At 72.5% G+C, this 16,138-nt stretch carries 15 protein-coding genes; 8 read left to right on the plus strand and 7 right to left on the minus strand.

Going from position 1 to position 16,138, the window contains the following annotated elements:
• Positions 1-133: 133 nt before the first annotated feature.
• Both ACFYW9_RS16740 and ACFYW9_RS16745 read left to right on the plus strand, forming a co-directional pair.
• Positions 134-1,639 (plus strand): HtaA domain-containing protein, encoded by a 1,506-nt coding sequence (locus ACFYW9_RS16740; RefSeq protein ID WP_389150303.1) that lies wholly within the window; start codon positions 134-136, stop codon positions 1,637-1,639.
• 152 nt (positions 1,640-1,791) lie between these two features.
• The gene (locus ACFYW9_RS16745; RefSeq protein ID WP_351864955.1) at positions 1,792-2,436 is read left to right on the plus strand and encodes a PhzF family phenazine biosynthesis protein; all 645 of its coding nucleotides are present in this window, start codon (positions 1,792-1,794) and stop codon (positions 2,434-2,436) included.
• 42 nt (positions 2,437-2,478) lie between these two features.
• Here the strand turns inward: ACFYW9_RS16745 and ACFYW9_RS16750 are convergent, their stop codons facing one another.
• Together ACFYW9_RS16750 and map are read right to left on the minus strand one after the other, a co-directional pair.
• Entirely contained in the window at positions 2,479-3,183 is a 705-nt protein-coding gene (locus ACFYW9_RS16750) for a heme oxygenase (biliverdin-producing) (protein WP_389150308.1), read from the minus strand.
• A gap of 196 nt (positions 3,184-3,379) precedes the next feature.
• A complete protein-coding gene (gene map, locus ACFYW9_RS16755) occupies positions 3,380-4,237 on the minus strand; it encodes a type I methionyl aminopeptidase (protein ID WP_351864961.1) in 858 nt (285 codons plus the stop codon).
• Between the two features lie 58 nt (positions 4,238-4,295).
• On the opposite strand from map, the gene ACFYW9_RS16760 reads away from it, so the two are divergent.
• Positions 4,296-4,532, plus strand: coding sequence for a hypothetical protein (locus ACFYW9_RS16760; protein ID WP_351864964.1), 237 nt, complete (start codon positions 4,296-4,298; stop codon positions 4,530-4,532).
• A 101-nt stretch (positions 4,533-4,633) separates the two neighbouring features.
• On the opposite strand, the gene ACFYW9_RS16765 is transcribed toward ACFYW9_RS16760, so the two are convergent.
• Together ACFYW9_RS16765 and ACFYW9_RS16770 are read right to left on the minus strand one after the other, a co-directional pair.
• On the minus strand, positions 4,634-5,950 hold the full coding sequence (locus tag ACFYW9_RS16765) for an MFS transporter (RefSeq protein WP_389150312.1): 1,317 nt from the start codon (positions 5,948-5,950) through the stop codon (positions 4,634-4,636).
• Between the two features lie 198 nt (positions 5,951-6,148).
• Positions 6,149-6,751 carry a hypothetical protein gene (locus ACFYW9_RS16770; RefSeq protein ID WP_351864970.1) on the minus strand — a complete coding sequence of 201 codons (603 nt, stop codon included), beginning with the start codon at positions 6,749-6,751 and terminating at the stop codon, positions 6,149-6,151.
• A 116-nt stretch (positions 6,752-6,867) separates the two neighbouring features.
• Between ACFYW9_RS16770 and ACFYW9_RS16775 the strand changes: the two genes are divergently transcribed.
• From ACFYW9_RS16775 to ACFYW9_RS16785, 3 genes are all read left to right on the plus strand, one after another.
• Positions 6,868-8,043 carry an exo-alpha-sialidase gene (locus ACFYW9_RS16775; protein WP_389150314.1) on the plus strand — a complete coding sequence of 392 codons (1,176 nt, stop codon included), beginning with the start codon at positions 6,868-6,870 and terminating at the stop codon, positions 8,041-8,043.
• Between the two features lie 68 nt (positions 8,044-8,111).
• Entirely contained in the window at positions 8,112-8,816 is a 705-nt protein-coding gene (npdG, locus tag ACFYW9_RS16780; protein ID WP_328668737.1) for an NADPH-dependent F420 reductase, read from the plus strand.
• 104 nt (positions 8,817-8,920) lie between these two features.
• Positions 8,921-9,082 (plus strand): hypothetical protein, encoded by a 162-nt coding sequence (locus tag ACFYW9_RS16785; protein ID WP_167455616.1) that lies wholly within the window; start codon positions 8,921-8,923, stop codon positions 9,080-9,082.
• Between the two features lie 52 nt (positions 9,083-9,134).
• Here the strand turns inward: ACFYW9_RS16785 and ACFYW9_RS16790 are convergent, their stop codons facing one another.
• On the minus strand, positions 9,135-9,935 hold the full coding sequence (locus tag ACFYW9_RS16790) for a site-2 protease family protein (protein ID WP_389150318.1): 801 nt from the start codon (positions 9,933-9,935) through the stop codon (positions 9,135-9,137).
• 114 nt (positions 9,936-10,049) lie between these two features.
• On the opposite strand from ACFYW9_RS16790, the gene ACFYW9_RS16795 reads away from it, so the two are divergent.
• Together ACFYW9_RS16795 and ACFYW9_RS16800 are read left to right on the plus strand one after the other, a co-directional pair.
• Positions 10,050-10,712, plus strand: coding sequence for a DUF6578 domain-containing protein (locus ACFYW9_RS16795; protein ID WP_389150321.1), 663 nt, complete (start codon positions 10,050-10,052; stop codon positions 10,710-10,712).
• A gap of 14 nt (positions 10,713-10,726) precedes the next feature.
• Positions 10,727-14,059, plus strand: coding sequence for a BTAD domain-containing putative transcriptional regulator (locus ACFYW9_RS16800; RefSeq protein ID WP_389150324.1), 3,333 nt, complete (start codon positions 10,727-10,729; stop codon positions 14,057-14,059).
• Positions 14,060-14,122: 63 nt separating this feature from the next.
• Here the strand turns inward: ACFYW9_RS16800 and ACFYW9_RS16805 are convergent, their stop codons facing one another.
• Together ACFYW9_RS16805 and ACFYW9_RS16810 are read right to left on the minus strand one after the other, a co-directional pair.
• A complete protein-coding gene (locus ACFYW9_RS16805; RefSeq protein WP_389150327.1) occupies positions 14,123-14,947 on the minus strand; it encodes an ABC transporter permease in 825 nt (274 codons plus the stop codon).
• Positions 14,944-15,978, minus strand: coding sequence for an ATP-binding cassette domain-containing protein (locus ACFYW9_RS16810; protein WP_389150330.1), 1,035 nt, complete (start codon positions 15,976-15,978; stop codon positions 14,944-14,946). The genes ACFYW9_RS16805 and ACFYW9_RS16810 overlap by 4 nt, the downstream gene beginning before the upstream one ends.
• Positions 15,979-16,138: the final 160 nt, after the last annotated feature.

Below are 16,138 nucleotides of genomic sequence, written 5' to 3' on the forward strand. Positions count from 1 at the left end.
CGAGTCATCCCCGACCGACCCCCGACGCCGACGCGCCCCCCGAACCACTCCCCGTCCACCCCGCTTCGTTCCCCGTACTCAACCGATCCCCGCGCCCGGCGCGGGACGTTCATCCCCGAGGAGACCCACGACCATGGCCGCCCATCGCCACCGCCCTCTCGCACTCGCCGCCGCCGTCGCGGTCGCCCTGGGAGCCGGCGCCTTCGCCGTGACCAGCGCGTCCGCCGCCGAAGCGCCGCTCAAGGACTACGAGTTGACCTGGGGCATCAAGCAGTCCTACCGCTCGTACGTGACCGGCATGGCGGCCGGGACCTTCACCCCGTCCGGCGGGGCGACGCAGGCGGACGGCAACGGCGCGTTCACCTTCACCGACGGCAGCGGGACGTACGACTCCGCCACCCATGCCGTACGGCTCGGCTTCGCGGGCAGTCTGAAGATCGCCTCCAAGCTGCACGGCTTCGAACTCACCCTGTCGGACGTGAGGTTCGACAGCGCGGCGGCGGAGATCACCGCCGACGTCACGAGCGGCGGCACGACCCGGGAGGACGTCCCGCTCGCCGATGTCACCGTGACCCGCACGATGACGGACATGGAGACCAGGCTGACGAAGGAGGCGGCGACCGTCCTCGGCAGCGCGGGCTACGAGGGCGCCGCGGGCGATCCGCTCACCGTGACGCAGAAGCCGGCCGCGACGCAGACCGGGACCGCGACGGGCTCCGCGTCCCCGGAGCCGACCTCGTCCACGTCCGCCTCGGCCTCCGCGTCACCCTCGTCCTCCTCCTCGGCGTCCCCGTCGTCCTCGGACCCGGCCTCGGAGAGTGCGAGCCCGAGCGCCACGGCCTCCGGGACCGGTGCCCCCGCGCGGGGCGAGATGGCGGACGGCACGCTCGGCTGGGGTGTGAAGCAGTCCTTCCGTACCTACGTCGTGGACGGTGCCGCCCAGGGGAAGATCACCGTGTCCGGCGGTGCCACGCAGGCCACCGGCAACGGAGTCTTCACCTTCACGGACGCCACCGGCACCTACGACACCGACGCCGACACGCTCTCGGCCTCCTTCGAGGGCGCGGTCAACTTCAAGGGCCATGAGGCGAACGGCAGTTACGGCCTCGATCTCACCCTCAGCGACCTCGGAGTGGAACTCGACGGCGGCTCCGGCGAGCTGACCGCCGACGTCGACAGCCTCGGCAAGACCTCCGCCGACGTCGTCCTCGCGGACCTGAGCACGGACACCGAGGACCTGACGGCGCAGGACGACGTGATCACTCTCGACGGAGTGACCGCCAAGCTCACCAAGGCCGGCGCGGAGGCCTTCGGGGGCTTCTACGCCGAGGGAGCCGAGCTGGACCCGGTCGGTCTCTCGGTGGCGCTGAGCGACGACGCCGAACTGCCGGACGGGAACGGCGGGTCGGGCTCCGGTTCCGGCTCGGGTTCCGGCTCGGGTTCGGACGGCTCCGGTACGTCGTCGGGCACCACGGGCGGCGCGGGGACGACCGGGTCCACGACGGGCGGCGTGATGAGCGGTGCCCTGGCCTCGACCGGGTCGGAGGTACCGGCCGGCGCGCTGGGAGCCGCGGCCGCGGTGACCCTCGCGGCGGGCGCCGGCGTGGTGGTCGCCATGCGACGGCGGCAGAACGCCTGATCCGTCGGAACCGGTCCGGACGCGTTCCCGTCCGGACCGGCGGAACGGACCGCCCGCCTCCGACGGCGTTCCCGATGATCAGGGAGCTTTCGGAGGCGGGCGGTCCGGTCTTGTGGGTCACCGACCGGGCGGATGGATGTTTGAATGCCGGAGTGACTGACTACGACGTGCTGCGGGTCTTCTGCGGACCAGGCGGCGGGTATGGCAATGAGCTCGGTGTCGTGCGCGAGGGCTCGGTGATGCCGGACCGCGCCGAACGGCAGGAGTTCGCCGCGAAGCTCGGCTTCAGCGAGACCGTGTTCGTCGACGACCCCGAGCGCGGGATCATCGACATCTACACCCCTTCGCTGCGGCTGCCGTTCGCCGGACACCCGTGCGTCGGGGTGGGATGGCTGCTCGACGTGCCCGAACTGGTCACACCCGCCGGTGTGGTGGGAGTCCGGCTGGACGGCGAGTTCAGCTGGATCGAGGCGCGGGCCGAGTGGGCGCCGCCGAGGACGCTGCGGCGGCACGGGACCGCGGCCGAGGTCGAAGCGCTGGCCGTGCCGCCGTCGGGCGAGTGGATCTACGCCTGGGCCTGGGAGGACGAGGCCGCCGGCCGGGTGCGGGCCCGTGCCTTCCCCGGCCGCAACGACGGCATCGAGGAGGACGAGGCCACCGGAGCGGCGGCGCTGCTGCTGACCCAGCAGCTCGGCCGGGCCCTCAACATCACCCAGGGCGTCGGTTCGCAGATCCTCACCGCACCGCAGCCGGGCGACTGGGTCGAGATGGGCGGCCGGGTCCGCCTCGAACGCTGAGACCGCACCACCCCGCCCGGCACGCCCGGGTTCCGCCGCCCTTCAGGCGGTCAGCGGGAACTCCTCGCCGAGAGCCCTGAACACCCCGGTGTTCAGGGCGAACGCCCGCTTGCACTCCGCCACGATCCGCTGCTTCTCCAGGTCGTCCGCCCGGACCCCGTCCAGCAGTTCGCGGTACTCCCGCTTGAACGCGGCCGGGTTGGAGATGTCCTCGAAGACGTAGAAGCGGACGCCGTCGCCCTTGCGGCTGAATCCCCAGGTCCGCTCCGCCCTGCCGCGGATGATCTGGCCGCCGGAGAGGTCGCCCAGGTAGCGCGTGTAGTGGTGGGCCACATAGCCGCCCGGCCACGCGAGGGCGCACTCGGTGACCCGGTCCGCGTACGCGCGGGTGGCGGGCAGCGCGGTGAGCGTGTCCCGCCAGTCCGGGCCCCGCAGATGGGCGAGGTCGCGCTCCAGGGCGGTGCGGCGCAGCAGCTCGGGCCGCAGGAACGGCCCGGCCACCGGGTCGGCGGCCAGCCGCTCGGTGGCCGCCTCCAGCGCCTCGTACACGAACCACAGTTGTTCCGTGTAGCGCGCGTACGCCTCGACGCCGAGCCGGCCGCCGAGGAGGTCGCTCATGAACGTCGAGGTCTCCGCCTCGGTGTGCTGTTCGTGCGACGCGGTGCGGATGAGCGTCGAGAAGGGTGTGCCCGCCGGGTTCGTGGGGTCCGGCGTGCTCAGCGTGTCCGACGTGTCCGACGCGTTCATGGGGCCTCCGGAGCCGATGGGAAGGGCGAGAGCCCGTTGCGGGATCAGTCGAATCTTCTATGGTTAGGCTTACCTAAGTCAATACTCTTCCCGACGTGCTGTCGGTAAAACCGTACCCCGATCGAGGGCCGTACCCACATGGGAAAACCCGCCCTGTGGACAGGGCGGGTTCGGTGGTTCCGGGAACTCCGGGCGGCTACGGCAGGGTCAGGATCTCCGCGCCGCTCGCCGTGACGACGAGGGTGTGCTCGAACTGGGCCGTGCGCTTGCGGTCCTTCGTCACGACGGTCCATCCGTCGTCCCACATGTCGTAGTCGTGCGTGCCGAGCGTGAGCATGGGCTCGATGGTGAAGGTCATCCCGGGCTGCATGACGGTGGTCGCCTGCGGGTTGTCGTAGTGCGGGACGATCAGCCCGGAGTGGAACGAGGAGTTGATCCCGTGCCCGGTGAAGTCACGGACGACCCCGTACCCGAAGCGCTTCGCGTACGACTCGATGACGCGCCCGATGATGTTGATCTGCCGTCCCGGCCTGACCGCCTTGATCGCGCGCTCCAGCGACTCCCGGGTCCGCTCCACGAGGAGCCTCGACTCGTCGTCGACGTCTCCGACCAGGTAGGTCGCGTTGTTGTCGCCGTGCACACCGCCGATGTACGCCGTCACGTCGAGGTTCACGATGTCACCGTCGCGCAGCACCGTGGAGTCGGGGATGCCGTGGCAGATGACCTCGTTGACCGAGGTGCACAGCGACTTGGGGAAGCCGCGGTAGCCGAGGGTCGAGGGGTAGGCGCCGTGGTCGCACATGTACGCGTGCGCCACCCGGTCCAGCTCGTCCGTCGTCACACCCGGCGCGATGAGCTTGGCGGCCTCGGCCATCGCCCGCGCGGCGATCCGCCCGGCGACACGCATCGCCTCGATCGTCTCGGGCGTCTGCACCTCCGGTCCGGTGTACGGCGTGGGGGCGGGCTTTCCCACGTACTCGGGGCGCCTGATGTTTCCCGGCACGGGACGGGTGGGAGAAAGCTCCCCTGGTACGAGCAGCGACTGGCCAGACATGGCAGCGAGTCTAACCAGCGGGCATGGGGGAACATGTCCCTGGCGAAAGGAGCTGGTGATGGCCCTGTTCAAGAAGCGGACGGTCGGCAAGCCCGGCGAGTGGTACTACTGCCTGGAGCACAAGAAGGTCGAGGAGGGGCCCGAGTGCCCCGCCAAGGACCGCTTCGGCCCGTACGCCACCCGCGGGGAGGCCGAACACGCGATGGACCTCGCGCGGGAGCGGAACCTCGAATGGGAGACCGACCCGAAGTGGCACGACGCCTCGGGCAAGGCGCCGGACGCCGGGGACGACTGAGGCGGGCGCCCCGGCCGACCGCGGCACCGGGTTCCGGGGCGGCCGACGGCTGACCGCCGAGGCGGGCCGGGGGCGCCGGGGCGGAACCTCGTGCGCGCTCGTCAGGACGCGGTCACCGGGGGTGCGGGCGGGATCTCCTCCGCCCGCGCGGAGCGCATCCGCAGCGCGTGCTCGTTCGTCCGGTCGTCGTACGACATCAGCTTCGGGAGGCCGGCGGCGAGCAGCCCCACCGCCGCGACACAGAGCGCGCCGCCGGCCCAGACCGACGTCCGCACGCTCGTCAGCGCGGCCATGCCGCCGGACCGTACCTGGCCGAGCTGGGGCCCGACGGAGTACGACAGCAGCTCGATCCCGGCGAGCCGTCCGCGCAGCTCGTCCGGGATCGTCCGGTTCCAGATGGCGGCGCGGAAGATCCCGCTGACCATGTCGCAGGCGCCGGCGAGGACGAGGAGAAGCAGGACGAGCCAGACGTCGCGCACCAGGCCGGCGCCGGCCACCGCGAGGCCCCAGCAGGCCGCCGAGAACACCACCGTCCGCCCGTGCCGGTGCACGCGCGAGGTCCATCCGCTGGTGAGGCTGACGAGCAGCGAGCCGGCCGGGAGGGCCGCGTACATCAGCCCCAGCGACCAGTCGGCGCGCAGCTCCTCCGCGAGGAACGGAAGCACCGCGAGCGGCATCGCGAAGAACATCGCCGCCAGGTCGACCGCGTACGTACCCAGGAGCTCCTTGCGGCTCCACGCGTAGCGCCCGCCCTCGGCGATCGACCGCAGGGACGGTTTCGCCGCCTCGTGCGAGGCGGGCGAGGGGGCGATCCCCGCCATCAGGGCCACCGAGGCGGCGAAGGTCACCAGATCGACCGCGTAGGCCCAGCCGAGCCCGGCGTACGCCACGACGACACCCGCCAGGGCCGGGCCGGCGACACCGCCCACCGTCCAGCGCAGCGAGTTGAGCGCGCCCGCCGCCGTCAGATGCTCGTGCGCCACGATCCGGGGGGTGAGCGAGTCCATCGCGGGGCGCTGCACCGAGCCGAGCGCGGCGGAGAGCGCCGCGACCACGTACAGGGGCCACACGGCAGGATGCGGCACCGTCGCGTCGACGAGCAGGGCGGCGCACAGCAGGCCCTGGCCGGCCTCTGTCCAGACGATCAGCTTCCGCTTGTCCAGGGCGTCGGCGAGGGCCCCGCCGTACAGCCCGAAGACCACCAGCGGGATCAGTTCCACGGCGCCGATCGCGCCGACCGCCGCCGCGGACCCGGTGAGCTCTTTCATCTGCACCGGCAGCGCGACGAACGTCAGAAAGCTCCCGAAGTTGGTGACGAGCCCGGCCACCCACAGCCGCCGGAAGTCTGCGGAGGTCCGCCAGGGCGCGAGATCGGGCAGCAGGGCGCGCGGACGGGAAGGGGGAGGCTCGTCACTCACGAGGGGCCATGCTCGGCGGCCCGAGGGCACGAGGCAACCGGTTTACGGGGCCGACGGCCCCGCGTCGGCCGCGACGCTTTTGGCGGCGCCGGGGCGGCCCTGTCGGCCCTGTCGGTCGCGGCCGACCCGTCAGCCTCGCCGGGAAGGGGAAGCGGAAGAGGAAGGGGAGGGGAAGCGGAAGGTGGAGGGGGAGGGCCGCTACCACCGGTGCGACGGTGGGGCCGTCAGCTGGTCCGCGAGGCGGGACAGGCGGTCGCGGAAGCGGTGGCGGCCCCGGGGCGAGGGCAGCGCGTTCTCCCCGGCCGCCGCGCTGACCAGATGCTGCACGGTGTCGAGGTCGAGCTCGGGGTCCGGCGGCACCGCGAGCGACTCGTGGGCCAGCGCCGGCAGCTCGCCCTCCCCGTGGGACAGGGCCAGTACCGTCGCCCCGGCCCGCCGGGCGCCGTGCACCCGCTCCAGCAGCGCGTCCCCGGGAACCTCCGGCGCCACCACGAGCAGGGTCTCGCCGCGCCGGGCCGCCTCGATCCGTCCCAGGCCCACCGCGAGGTGAGCCGGATCCGACTGCCGCGCCCCGTGCCGCACCAGGGTCGGCGACAGCTCCGGCGTCCCCGACCAGGCCGCCTCGTCCACGAGGTGTGCCGCGAGGTGCCAGGGCTCGTACGCCTCGGAACCGACCAGCAGCAGACCGCCGCCGTGCGACACCACGGACCCCCGCAGCGTTCCCCCGAACCGCCGTGTCGCATCCAGCCATTCGGTCCCGGCAAGCACTTCACGCAGCAACGCGACCCGTACGGCATCCATGGCCGCATCCTGCCGCAACGGGCCACTCGTGACCCGGAGTTCACCACGAATTCGCCCAAGTTGGGCAGAAGTCCGCAACACCGACCCCATGAGTGACCGCAGCAGGGAGCCCGGCCATGACACAGTCGAGCGCAGAGACCGGCACCGGTACGGACGGGACGACGGGCCCCGGCGGGGACGGGACGACCGGACCCGGTACGGGCGCGGCGACGGGCGCCGATACCGCGGTGAGCGTCCCCTTCCGCGCCGGGCGCGAGGGCTACGCCAGCTTCCGGATCCCCGCCGTCGTCGCCACCCGGACCGGCACACTGCTGGCCTTCTGCGAGGGCCGGGTCGGCTCCGCCAAGGACCACGGACACATCGACATCGTGCTCAAGCGGTCCGCGGACGGCGGCCGGACCTGGGGCCCGCTCCAGATCGTCGCGAACAACGGGACCAACCTCGCCGGCAACCCCGCCCCCGTCACCCTCGACACCGGCCGTGTCCTGCTCGTCCACGTCCGCAGCGCCGCCTCGGCCACCGAGGACGCCCTGCTGCGCGGCAAGGTGAAGGCAGCCGACGGGCGGCGCGTGTGGGTCCAGCACAGCGACGACGAAGGACGCACCTGGTCGGCTCCCAAGGAGATCACCGCACAGGTGAAGAAGGCGGGCTGGCGCTGGTACGCCACGACACCGGGGCACGCGCTCCAGCTCGGCTCCGGCCGGGTCGTGGTCCCCGGCAACCACACCCTGCCGCCCACCGGCACGGACAACGGCACCGAGGCGAAGTACAACAGCGGGCACTGTCTGCTCAGCGACGACCGCGGGGCGACCTGGTACCTCGGCTACCTCGACGAGAACACCAACGGATACGTCAACGTCAACGAGACCACCGCCGCCGAACTCCCCGACGGCCGCGTCTACTTCAACACCCGCAACGACTCCCCGTCCCCCGGCAACCGCGCCGACGCCCACTCCCTCGACGGGGGCAGAACCCTGGTCAAGCCCTTCCGCCCGCAGGCCGGCCTGGTCACCCCCATCGTCCAGGGCAGCCTGCTCCAGCTCCGCGACCCGGACCTGCTCCTGTACTCCGGGCCCGCGGACCCGGATCTCCGCGCCCTGATGACGGTCCGCGCCTCGGCCGACGGCGGCACCACCTGGCGGTCCGCGCACACCGTGGACGGACTGCCCGCCGCGTACTCCGACCTGGTCCGCGTCGACACCGACACGGTCGGACTGCTCTACGAGACGGGCGACTTCGGCGCGTACGAGACGATCACCTTCCGGCGTGTCCCGGTGACCGCGCTCGGGTGACCGTCCTCACCCCGGGCGCTCGGCCGACCCGGACGTCCTGGCGCGGCCCGCGCACGTAAAGTCGGCCCATGACCTCTACTGACAGTGCACAGAAGGCCCCCGCCAAGGACCCCTGGGACCTGCCCGACGTGTCCGGGCTCGTTGTCGGCGTGCTCGGCGGCACCGGTCCGCAGGGCAAGGGCCTCGCCTACCGTCTCGCCAAGGCGGGACAGAAGGTGATCATCGGCTCGCGCGCCGCCGACCGCGCGCGGGCCGCGGCCGAGGAGCTCGGCAACGGTGTGGAGGGAGCCGACAACGCGGAGACCGCGCGGCGCAGCGACATCGTGATCGTCGCCGTGCCGTGGGAGGGCCACGGCAAGACCCTCGAATCGCTGCGCGAGGAACTGGCCGGAAAGCTGGTCGTCGACTGCGTCAACCCGCTCGGCTTCGACAAGCAGGGCGCGTACGCGCTGAAGCCGGAGGAGGGCAGCGCCGCCGAACAGGCCGCCGCCCTGCTGCCCGGCTCCCGGGTCACCGCGGCCTTCCACCACCTCTCCGCCGTGCTGCTCGCGGACCCGGAGATCGAGGAGATCGACACCGATGTGATGGTCCTGGGCGAGGTGCGCGCCGATGTCGAGATCGTCCAGGCCCTCGCCGGCCGCATCCCCGGTATGCGGGGCGTCTTCTCCGGCCGGCTGCGCAACGCCCATCAGGTCGAGGCCCTGGTCGCCAACCTGATCTCGGTGAACCGGCGCTACAAGGCGCACGCGGGCCTGCGGGTGACGGACGTCTAGAGCCGCCGTCCCGGCCGGCGGCGGGGCCCGGGGGGTGCGCCACCCTCCGGCTCCCGTGGGGGACACTGGTGCCGAAGCAGTGTCCCCCGACAGGAGCCGATCCCATGCCCCGCCTCGCTCTTTACGCCCTCGCCGTCTGTGTGCTGTCCGTGGCCGCGGCCGTCGTCTCGTTCGTCCAGGGCAGCTGGCTGGGCATCGTGTGGGTGCTGCTGGCGGGCCTGTCGTCGAACATGACCTGGTACTACGCACGGCGGGGCAGGGCGTAGCCGCCGGGCGGGGCCCGGCGACTACGGACGTTGGTTCCCGCCCCCGGCCCGGTCAGGAGGACCGCAGGCAGACGTCGCTGTTCGACTCCCAGAAGCGGTAGAGCCACTGTCCGCAGTCGGTGTCCCGGCCGTCGATGCCCAGGCCGCCCAGGACGGCGTCGATCAGGTGGAAGAACTCCTGGTTCACCGACGGGATCCACAGCAGCCCGAACACCGCGAGCAGCCCGAACGGCGCGAAGGGCTCGACCTGACGGCGGACGCCGTACGACAGCCAGGGCTCGATCACGCCGTAGCCGTCCAGGCCCGGGACCGGCAGGGAGTTCAGGATCGCGGCCGTGACCTGGAGCAGCGCGAGGAAGGCCAGCGCGTAGCGGAAGGCAGGGGGGACGCCGTCCAGGGCGTGCAGCCAGAACGGGGCCGTGCACACGACGGCGAACAGCACGTTCGTCAGCGGGCCCGCCGCCGAGATCAGGCTGTGCTTCCAGCGTCCCTGGATACGGCCCCGCTCGATGAAGACCGCGCCGCCCGGCAGACCGATGCCGCCCATGATCACGAAGAGCAGCGGCAGGACGATGCTCAGCAGCGCGTGCGTGTACTTCAGAGGGTTCAGGGTCAGATAGCCCTTGGCGCCGATCGAGATGTCGCCGCTGTGCAGCGCGGTGCGGGCGTGCGCGTACTCGTGCAGGCAGAGGGAGACGACCCAGGCCGCCGTCACGAAGAGGAACACGGCCACGCCGGGCTGCTCGGCGAAGCCCGTCCACGCCGCCCAGCCGGTCACCCCCATGACGGCCACGATGCCGACGAAGACGGGGCTGATCCTCCGGTCACTGCGGCGGGTCGCGACGGTGGTCATGGGGCTCCCTGGACTGGCTCGGCCGACGATCGTGTGCTGGAGACTGCCCGACCGTACCGGGCTCATGCGGAAAACGTCTCGCCATGGGGCATCGGTTCCGGAGAGGCTGGGGGAATGGGGCTGTGGCGGGTGTTCTACGCGGACTGGCAGATGGAGTGCTGCGGCACCCCCTTCTCGGTCGGGGACGAGGTGACCTGGCCGCTCCTGCTGGACGAAGGGGGCGAGACGCTCGGCGGCGGCTGGTCCGGGGCGCTCAGCGCGATCACGGCGACGCCGGAGTACGTGCGCGACGACGGAGCCGAGATCCGGGTGCTGCGCGCGGACGACGGCCTGGTCGTCGCCCTGCGCGGTGATCCCGACGGCGATGCCGCGGATGCGGACACGGACGCGGACACGGACGCGGACGGTGGCCGGAGCCGGAGCCGGAGCCGGAGCCGGAGCCGGAGTCGGACCAGGACCAGGGGCACCGGCGCCCGTACCGGTACCGATACCAGCTCGGGCGGTGACGGATCGGGGCAGGGTCCCGGCCGACGGGCCGCGAGGAGCGGTCTGCTCACCGTCGAGCGGCACGGTGCCCGGTGGCCCGGGACGACCGGCACGGTCCGTACGATCCACCTGGTGCACCAGGACTTCGCGGAGACCGCGCCCGGCTCGCGCACCCGGGAGCCGGTGCCCGCGTCGCGCTCGTTGGAGGCCGTGGACCGCAGCCCCAGGTGGTTCGGCGAGGGCCGGGCCGGAGTCCTGGCCGAACTGTACGTACCCGGCCCCCGCACCTGACGCCACCGGAGACAATGGACCCCGTGCGCTATCGCATCCTCGGCACCACCCAGGCACTCCGCCCCGACGGCACGCCCGTCCCGGTCGGCGGGGCGCGGCTGCGTGCCCTGCTGACCGTCCTCGCGCTGCGGCCCGGACGGACGGTTCCCGCCGCCGTCCTGGTCGACGAGGTGTGGGACGGCGACCCGCCCGCGGACGCGCCCGGCGCGCTGCAGGCACTGGTCGGGCGGTTGCGTCGGGCCATCGGCGCGGACTCCGTCGCCTCGGCCGACGGCGGTTACCGGCTCGAAGCCGCGCCCGACGACGTCGACCTGCACCGCTTCGAGCGACTCGCCGGTGAAGGCGGCCGGGCCGTCGCCGACGGGGACCCGGCCAAGGCCGCCGTCATCCTCGACGACGCCCTGGCCCTGTGGCGCGGCCCCGCCCTCGCGGACCTGCCCGACCGCACCGCCGAAGCGGCCCACTGGGAAACCCGTCACCTGCACGCCCGGCACGCCCGCCTCACCGCGGCGCTGGCCCTCGGACACGCCGAATCCGCCCTTCCCGAACTGACCGCCCTGTGCGACGCCCACCCCCTGGACGAGCCCCTCCAGGTCCTGCGTCTCCGCGCTCTGCGCGAAGCGGGCCGCACGGCGGAGGCCCTGGCCGCGTACGAGGACGTACGACAAGTGCTGGCCGATCGCCTGGGATCCGACCCCGGCTCGGAGCTGCAGTCCCTGTACGGGGAGCTGCTCCGCCCGGCCGGGGCCGGCGGCGGGGCGCGCCCGCAAGGCGCGGAGGCCCGCTCCACGGGGGTCGATCACCACCTCGTCGAGCGGCGTGCCCGCCCCGTGTCACCGCCCCCCGGCAACCTCCGTGCCCGGCTCACCTCCTTCGTGGGACGCGAGAAGGACATCGATGCCATCCGGGGCGATCTCGCGACCGCCCGGCTCGTGACCCTGCTCGGGCCCGGCGGCGCGGGCAAGACACGGCTGTCGCAGGAGACGGCCGAGGCCCTGGCCCCCACCCTGCGGGACGGGGTGTGGCTGGCCGAACTGGCCCCGGTGGACGACCCGAAGGCCGTCCCCGAGGCCGTGCTGACCGCCGTCGGCGCCCGCGAGACCGTGCTGCGCGGAGCCGGGGCCGAGGAGATGCGCGCCGTGGCCGACCGGCACGACGACCCGCTCACCCGGCTCGCCGAACACTGCGCCAAGCGCCGGATGCTGATCGTCCTCGACAACTGCGAACATGTCGTCGACGCCGCCGCACACCTCGCCGAGGCCCTGCTGGAACGCTGTCCCGGTGTGACCGTGCTCGCCACCAGCCGTGAACCCCTCGGTGTGCCGGGGGAGTTGCTGCGTCCGGTGGACCCACTGCCGGAGCCCGTCGCACTGCGGCTGCTCGCCGACCGGGGTGCCGCGGCCCGGCCCGGCTTCCGCGTCGAGGACGACCCCGAGGCGGCCGCCGAGATCTGCCGGCGCCTCGACGGCCTCCCGCTCGCCATCGAACTCGCCGCCGCCCGGCTGCGGATGCTCACCCCGCGCCAGATCGCCGACCGGCTCGACGACCGGTTCCGGCTGCTGACCTCGGGCAGCCGTACCGTGCTGCCCCGGCAGCAGACCCTGCGCGCCGTCGTCGACTGGTCCTGGGACCTGCTCGACGAGACCGAACGGGACACCCTCGGGTGGCTGTCGGTGTTCGCGGGCGGCTGCGACCTCGCCGCCGCCGAGGCCGTCTGCGGTCCGGCCGCGCTGGACGTCCTCGGCTCGCTCGTCGACAAGTCCCTCGTCGTCGCCGCCCCTTCGGGCGAAGCGGACCTGGAGATGCGCTACCGGCTGCTGGAGACCGTCGCCGAGTACGCGCGCGAACGCCTCGACGAGTCCGGCGCCCGCGAGGCCACCGAGCGCGCCCATCTCACGTACTACCGCGAACTCGCCCGCACCACCGACCCCTTGCTGCGCGGCCCCGGACAGCGTGCCGCGATCGACCACATCGAGCGCGAGTACGAGAACCTGCGCACCGCCCTGCGGCACGCCGTCGCCGAACGCGACGAGCAGGAGGCGCTGTGCATGGTCCTCTCGCTGACCTGGTACTGGCAGATCCGCGACCAGCGCGTCGACGCCCGTGCCTGGTCCATGGAGGTGATGGGCCTCGGCCCCGATCCCTTCGAGCCGCCCGCGCGCCCGGCCGTCCCGCTGTACGAGCGCTGCACGGACGCGCCGCCCCCGATGCGCGAGGAGGTTCTCGAAGAGGCCCGGCGCGGCGTGCACCTCGTCCATCTCGCCTATATGGACATGGACATGGGGGCCTGGCAGACCCCGGAGGCCCAGGAGAAGCTCCGTACCATCAGCGCGACCTACGAGCCCGGCATGCCGCAGACCTGCCGCACCCCCGGCTACCTCTGGTTCTACGCCGTGCTGCTCACCGGCACGATGGAGCGGTTCACCGAGGTGATCAACAAGACGGTCAGCACCTGCCGCGAACTCGGCTACGACTGGGAACTGGCCACCGCCCTCCAGATGCGCGCCAACATCCTCGCCAACCGCGCCGACATGGCGGGCGACGCCACCGTGGACGCCGACGAGGCACTGGAGCTCTTCGGACGCATCGGTGACGCCTGGGGCGCCGCCGAATCCCTCTCCGCGCGCGGAGAGGCCCATGAGCGCAAGGGCGACTTCCGGGCCGCCGCCGCGGACTACGCGGAGGCGGGGAAGTACGCCGAGCGGCTGGGCGCGCGCGCCCAGACGGCCGTGCTCGACGTCCGGCTCGGCTGCATGTACATGGAGCTGGGGGAGGCCGAGCGCGGCGAGCGGATGATCCGCGACGTCCTGGCGAACGGACACGGCGCCCACAACGAGGCCATGCCGGCGGCCCACCTCTTCCTCGCGACCTGGCTCGGCCGCAGTGGCCGGATCGATGAGGCGCGTGAGCAGATACGGCTGCTCCGCCAGGACTTCGGGGCCGGCTCCTTCGTCCTGTTCGACGGGTTCATGCTCGGCATCGAAGCCTGGCTGGACGCGATCGACGGGCAGAGCGAGAGCGCCCTGGACAAGGTGCGCGTGGCTCTGGAACGGTCCGGCGACCGGCTGTCGCGGATGATCGCGCCGCACATGCCCTCCGCCCATCTGACGACGGCGGCCATCGCCCTCGTCGATCTGGACGGCGGCCGTCGCGCCCGGGACGCGGCCCGGTTGCTGGGCGCCGCGGACGCCCTGCTGCCACCGGGCCACTTCGCCGGTCCCATGGAGGTCGAGGTGCGCGAGCGGGCCGAGACGGGCGCGCGGGCCGTGCTCGGCGACGCGGCGTACGAGGAGGCATGCGCGGAGGGCGGTGGCCTCTCCCTGGAGGAGGCCACCGCCCTCATCTGAGGCGCGGACGCGAACCGGCGCTCCCCGGCCCCGGTCGGCGGGGCCGGGTCCGTGCGTCGGACGTCAGCTCTTGGTGCGGAACTTGTGGATGGCGACGGGCGCCATCACCAGGGTCAGGGCCGCCGACCAGCCGAGCGTCACCCACAGGCCGTGCGCGACCGGACCGCCCACCATCAGCCCGCGTGCCGCGTCCGCGAGGGAGGACAGCGGGTTGTACTCGGTGAAGTTCTGCAGCCAGCCCGGCATCGACTTGGTCGGCGCGAAGATCGACGAGCCGAACTGGAGCGGCATCAGCACCAGGAAGCCCATCGCCTGCACGGACTGCGCGCTCTTCATGATCACGCCGAGGGTGAGGAACACCCACATCAGGGCCGAGCCGAAGACCGCCGACAGGCCCACGGAGGCGAACAGACCGGGCCAGTTGGTGATGTGGAAGCCGACCAGGACACCGACGACCATGAGGACCGCGGTCGCGATCAGCATCCGCATCACCTCCACCGCGATCTTGGCGAACAGCACCGAGCCGCGCCCGATCGGCAGGGACCGGAACCGGTCCATCACACCGGAGTTGAAGTCGGTGTTGAAGCCGGTGCCCACTCCCTGGGCCATGTTCATGCCCATCATGGCCATCAGGCCGGGCACGACGTACTGGACGTACGCCTCCTGTCCGCCGCCGAGCGACTGGCCGATGGAGCCGCCGAAGACGTAGACGAACAGCAGCGTGAAGATGACCGGGAACAGGATCGCGTCGAACATCGACTCCGGGTCCTGGCGGATCCACAGCAGGTTGCGGCGGATCAGCGCGCCGGTGTGCCTCAGGTGCGCACGGGGCGAGATGCGGGGGTCGCCCTCGACCGTGAGGGGGGCTTCGACAGTGGCGGTACTCATGCGGAGACCTCCTCGTAGGCGCGGGCGGGGGTCTCGTCCTGCGGGGCACTGGCCTTGTGGCCGGTGAGGGAGAGGAACACCTCGTCCAGACTGGGCAGTTCGGTGGAGATGGAGGCGATCGTGATGCCGCGGGCGGTGACCGCGCCGACGACGGCGGTGAGCTGCTCGTCGCTGAGGATCGGGACCAGCACGCTGCCGGTCTCGCCGTCCACGATCGTCGTGGCGAGGCCGGTGAGCCCCATCTCGTCGAACATGGCGGCCAGCGGGCGCAGTTGCAGCGGGTCCACCGGGCGGATGCGCAGCGTCCGGCCGCCGACGCGGGCCTTCAGCTCGTCGATCCGGCCGTTGGCGATGACCTTGCCGCGGTCGATGACCGTCAGCTCGGAGGCGAGCTGCTCGGCCTCCTCCATGTACTGGGTGGTGAGCAGCACGGTGACGCCGTCGGCGACCATGCGCTTGACCTCCTGCCACACCTCGTTGCGGGTGCGCGGGTCGAGGCCGGTCGTCGGCTCGTCCAGGTACAGCACGGCCGGGCTGCCGATCATCGAGGCGGCGAGGTCGAGCCGGCGGCGCATACCGCCGGAGTACGTCGACGCCGGGCGCTTGGCGGCCTCGGTGAGGGAGAAGCGCTCCAGGAGCTCGTCGGCGCGGCGGCGGGCCTCCTTGCGGGGCAGGTCGAGCAGCCGCCCGATCATGTAGAGGTTCTCCCAGCCGGGGAGCTTCTCGTCGACCGAGGCGTACTGGCCGGTGAGGCCTATCACCCGGCGGAGCTGCCGGGGCTGCTTCAGCACGTCGAAGCCGGCGACCGTGGCCGTTCCGGCGTCGGGGGTGATGAGGGTGGACAGGCAGCGGACGAGGGTGGTCTTGCCGGCGCCGTTGGGGCCCAGGACCCCGAGGACGGTGCCCTCGCGCACATCCAGGTCGACCCCGTCCAGCGCCTTGGTCTCGCCGTAGTGCTTGACCAGCCCCCGTACGGTGACGGCGCTGCGGCCGGTCGCAGCCTGCCGGGGCGTGTTGTCGATTCGCGTCATGTCCATCAAGGTGCCAGGCGCCACCGACAAACGACCGACAGGCCGCCTACAGAACCCGACCGTTACCGATAGGTCGCCGACAGTCGGCCGACAGGACGCACCTGTGCGGCGACAACCCGCCGACAGGACGCGAGAACGGCGACAACCCGCCGACGGGGGA

The organism is Streptomyces sp. NPDC002698 (assembly GCF_042888945.1).
GTDB lineage: Bacteria > Actinomycetota > Actinomycetes > Streptomycetales > Streptomycetaceae > Streptomyces.

Coding starts and splice junctions, on each gene's coding strand:
- ACFYW9_RS16740 (WP_389150303.1), top strand. CDS start 134: ATGGCCGCCCATCGCCACCGCCCTCTCGCACTCGCCGCCGCCGTCGCG.
- ACFYW9_RS16750 (WP_389150308.1), bottom strand. CDS start 3,183: ATGAACGCGTCGGACACGTCGGACACGCTGAGCACGCCGGACCCCACG.
- map (WP_351864961.1), bottom strand. CDS start 4,237: ATGTCTGGCCAGTCGCTGCTCGTACCAGGGGAGCTTTCTCCCACCCGT.
- ACFYW9_RS16760 (WP_351864964.1), top strand. CDS start 4,296: ATGGCCCTGTTCAAGAAGCGGACGGTCGGCAAGCCCGGCGAGTGGTAC.
- ACFYW9_RS16770 (WP_351864970.1), bottom strand. CDS start 6,751: ATGGATGCCGTACGGGTCGCGTTGCTGCGTGAAGTGCTTGCCGGGACC.
- ACFYW9_RS16775 (WP_389150314.1), top strand. CDS start 6,868: ATGACACAGTCGAGCGCAGAGACCGGCACCGGTACGGACGGGACGACG.
- npdG (WP_328668737.1), top strand. CDS start 8,112: ATGACCTCTACTGACAGTGCACAGAAGGCCCCCGCCAAGGACCCCTGG.
- ACFYW9_RS16785 (WP_167455616.1), top strand. CDS start 8,921: ATGCCCCGCCTCGCTCTTTACGCCCTCGCCGTCTGTGTGCTGTCCGTG.
- ACFYW9_RS16790 (WP_389150318.1), bottom strand. CDS start 9,935: ATGACCACCGTCGCGACCCGCCGCAGTGACCGGAGGATCAGCCCCGTC.
- ACFYW9_RS16795 (WP_389150321.1), top strand. CDS start 10,050: ATGGGGCTGTGGCGGGTGTTCTACGCGGACTGGCAGATGGAGTGCTGC.
- ACFYW9_RS16800 (WP_389150324.1), top strand. CDS start 10,727: ATGGACCCCGTGCGCTATCGCATCCTCGGCACCACCCAGGCACTCCGC.
- ACFYW9_RS16805 (WP_389150327.1), bottom strand. CDS start 14,947: ATGAGTACCGCCACTGTCGAAGCCCCCCTCACGGTCGAGGGCGACCCC.
- ACFYW9_RS16810 (WP_389150330.1), bottom strand. CDS start 15,978: ATGACGCGAATCGACAACACGCCCCGGCAGGCTGCGACCGGCCGCAGC.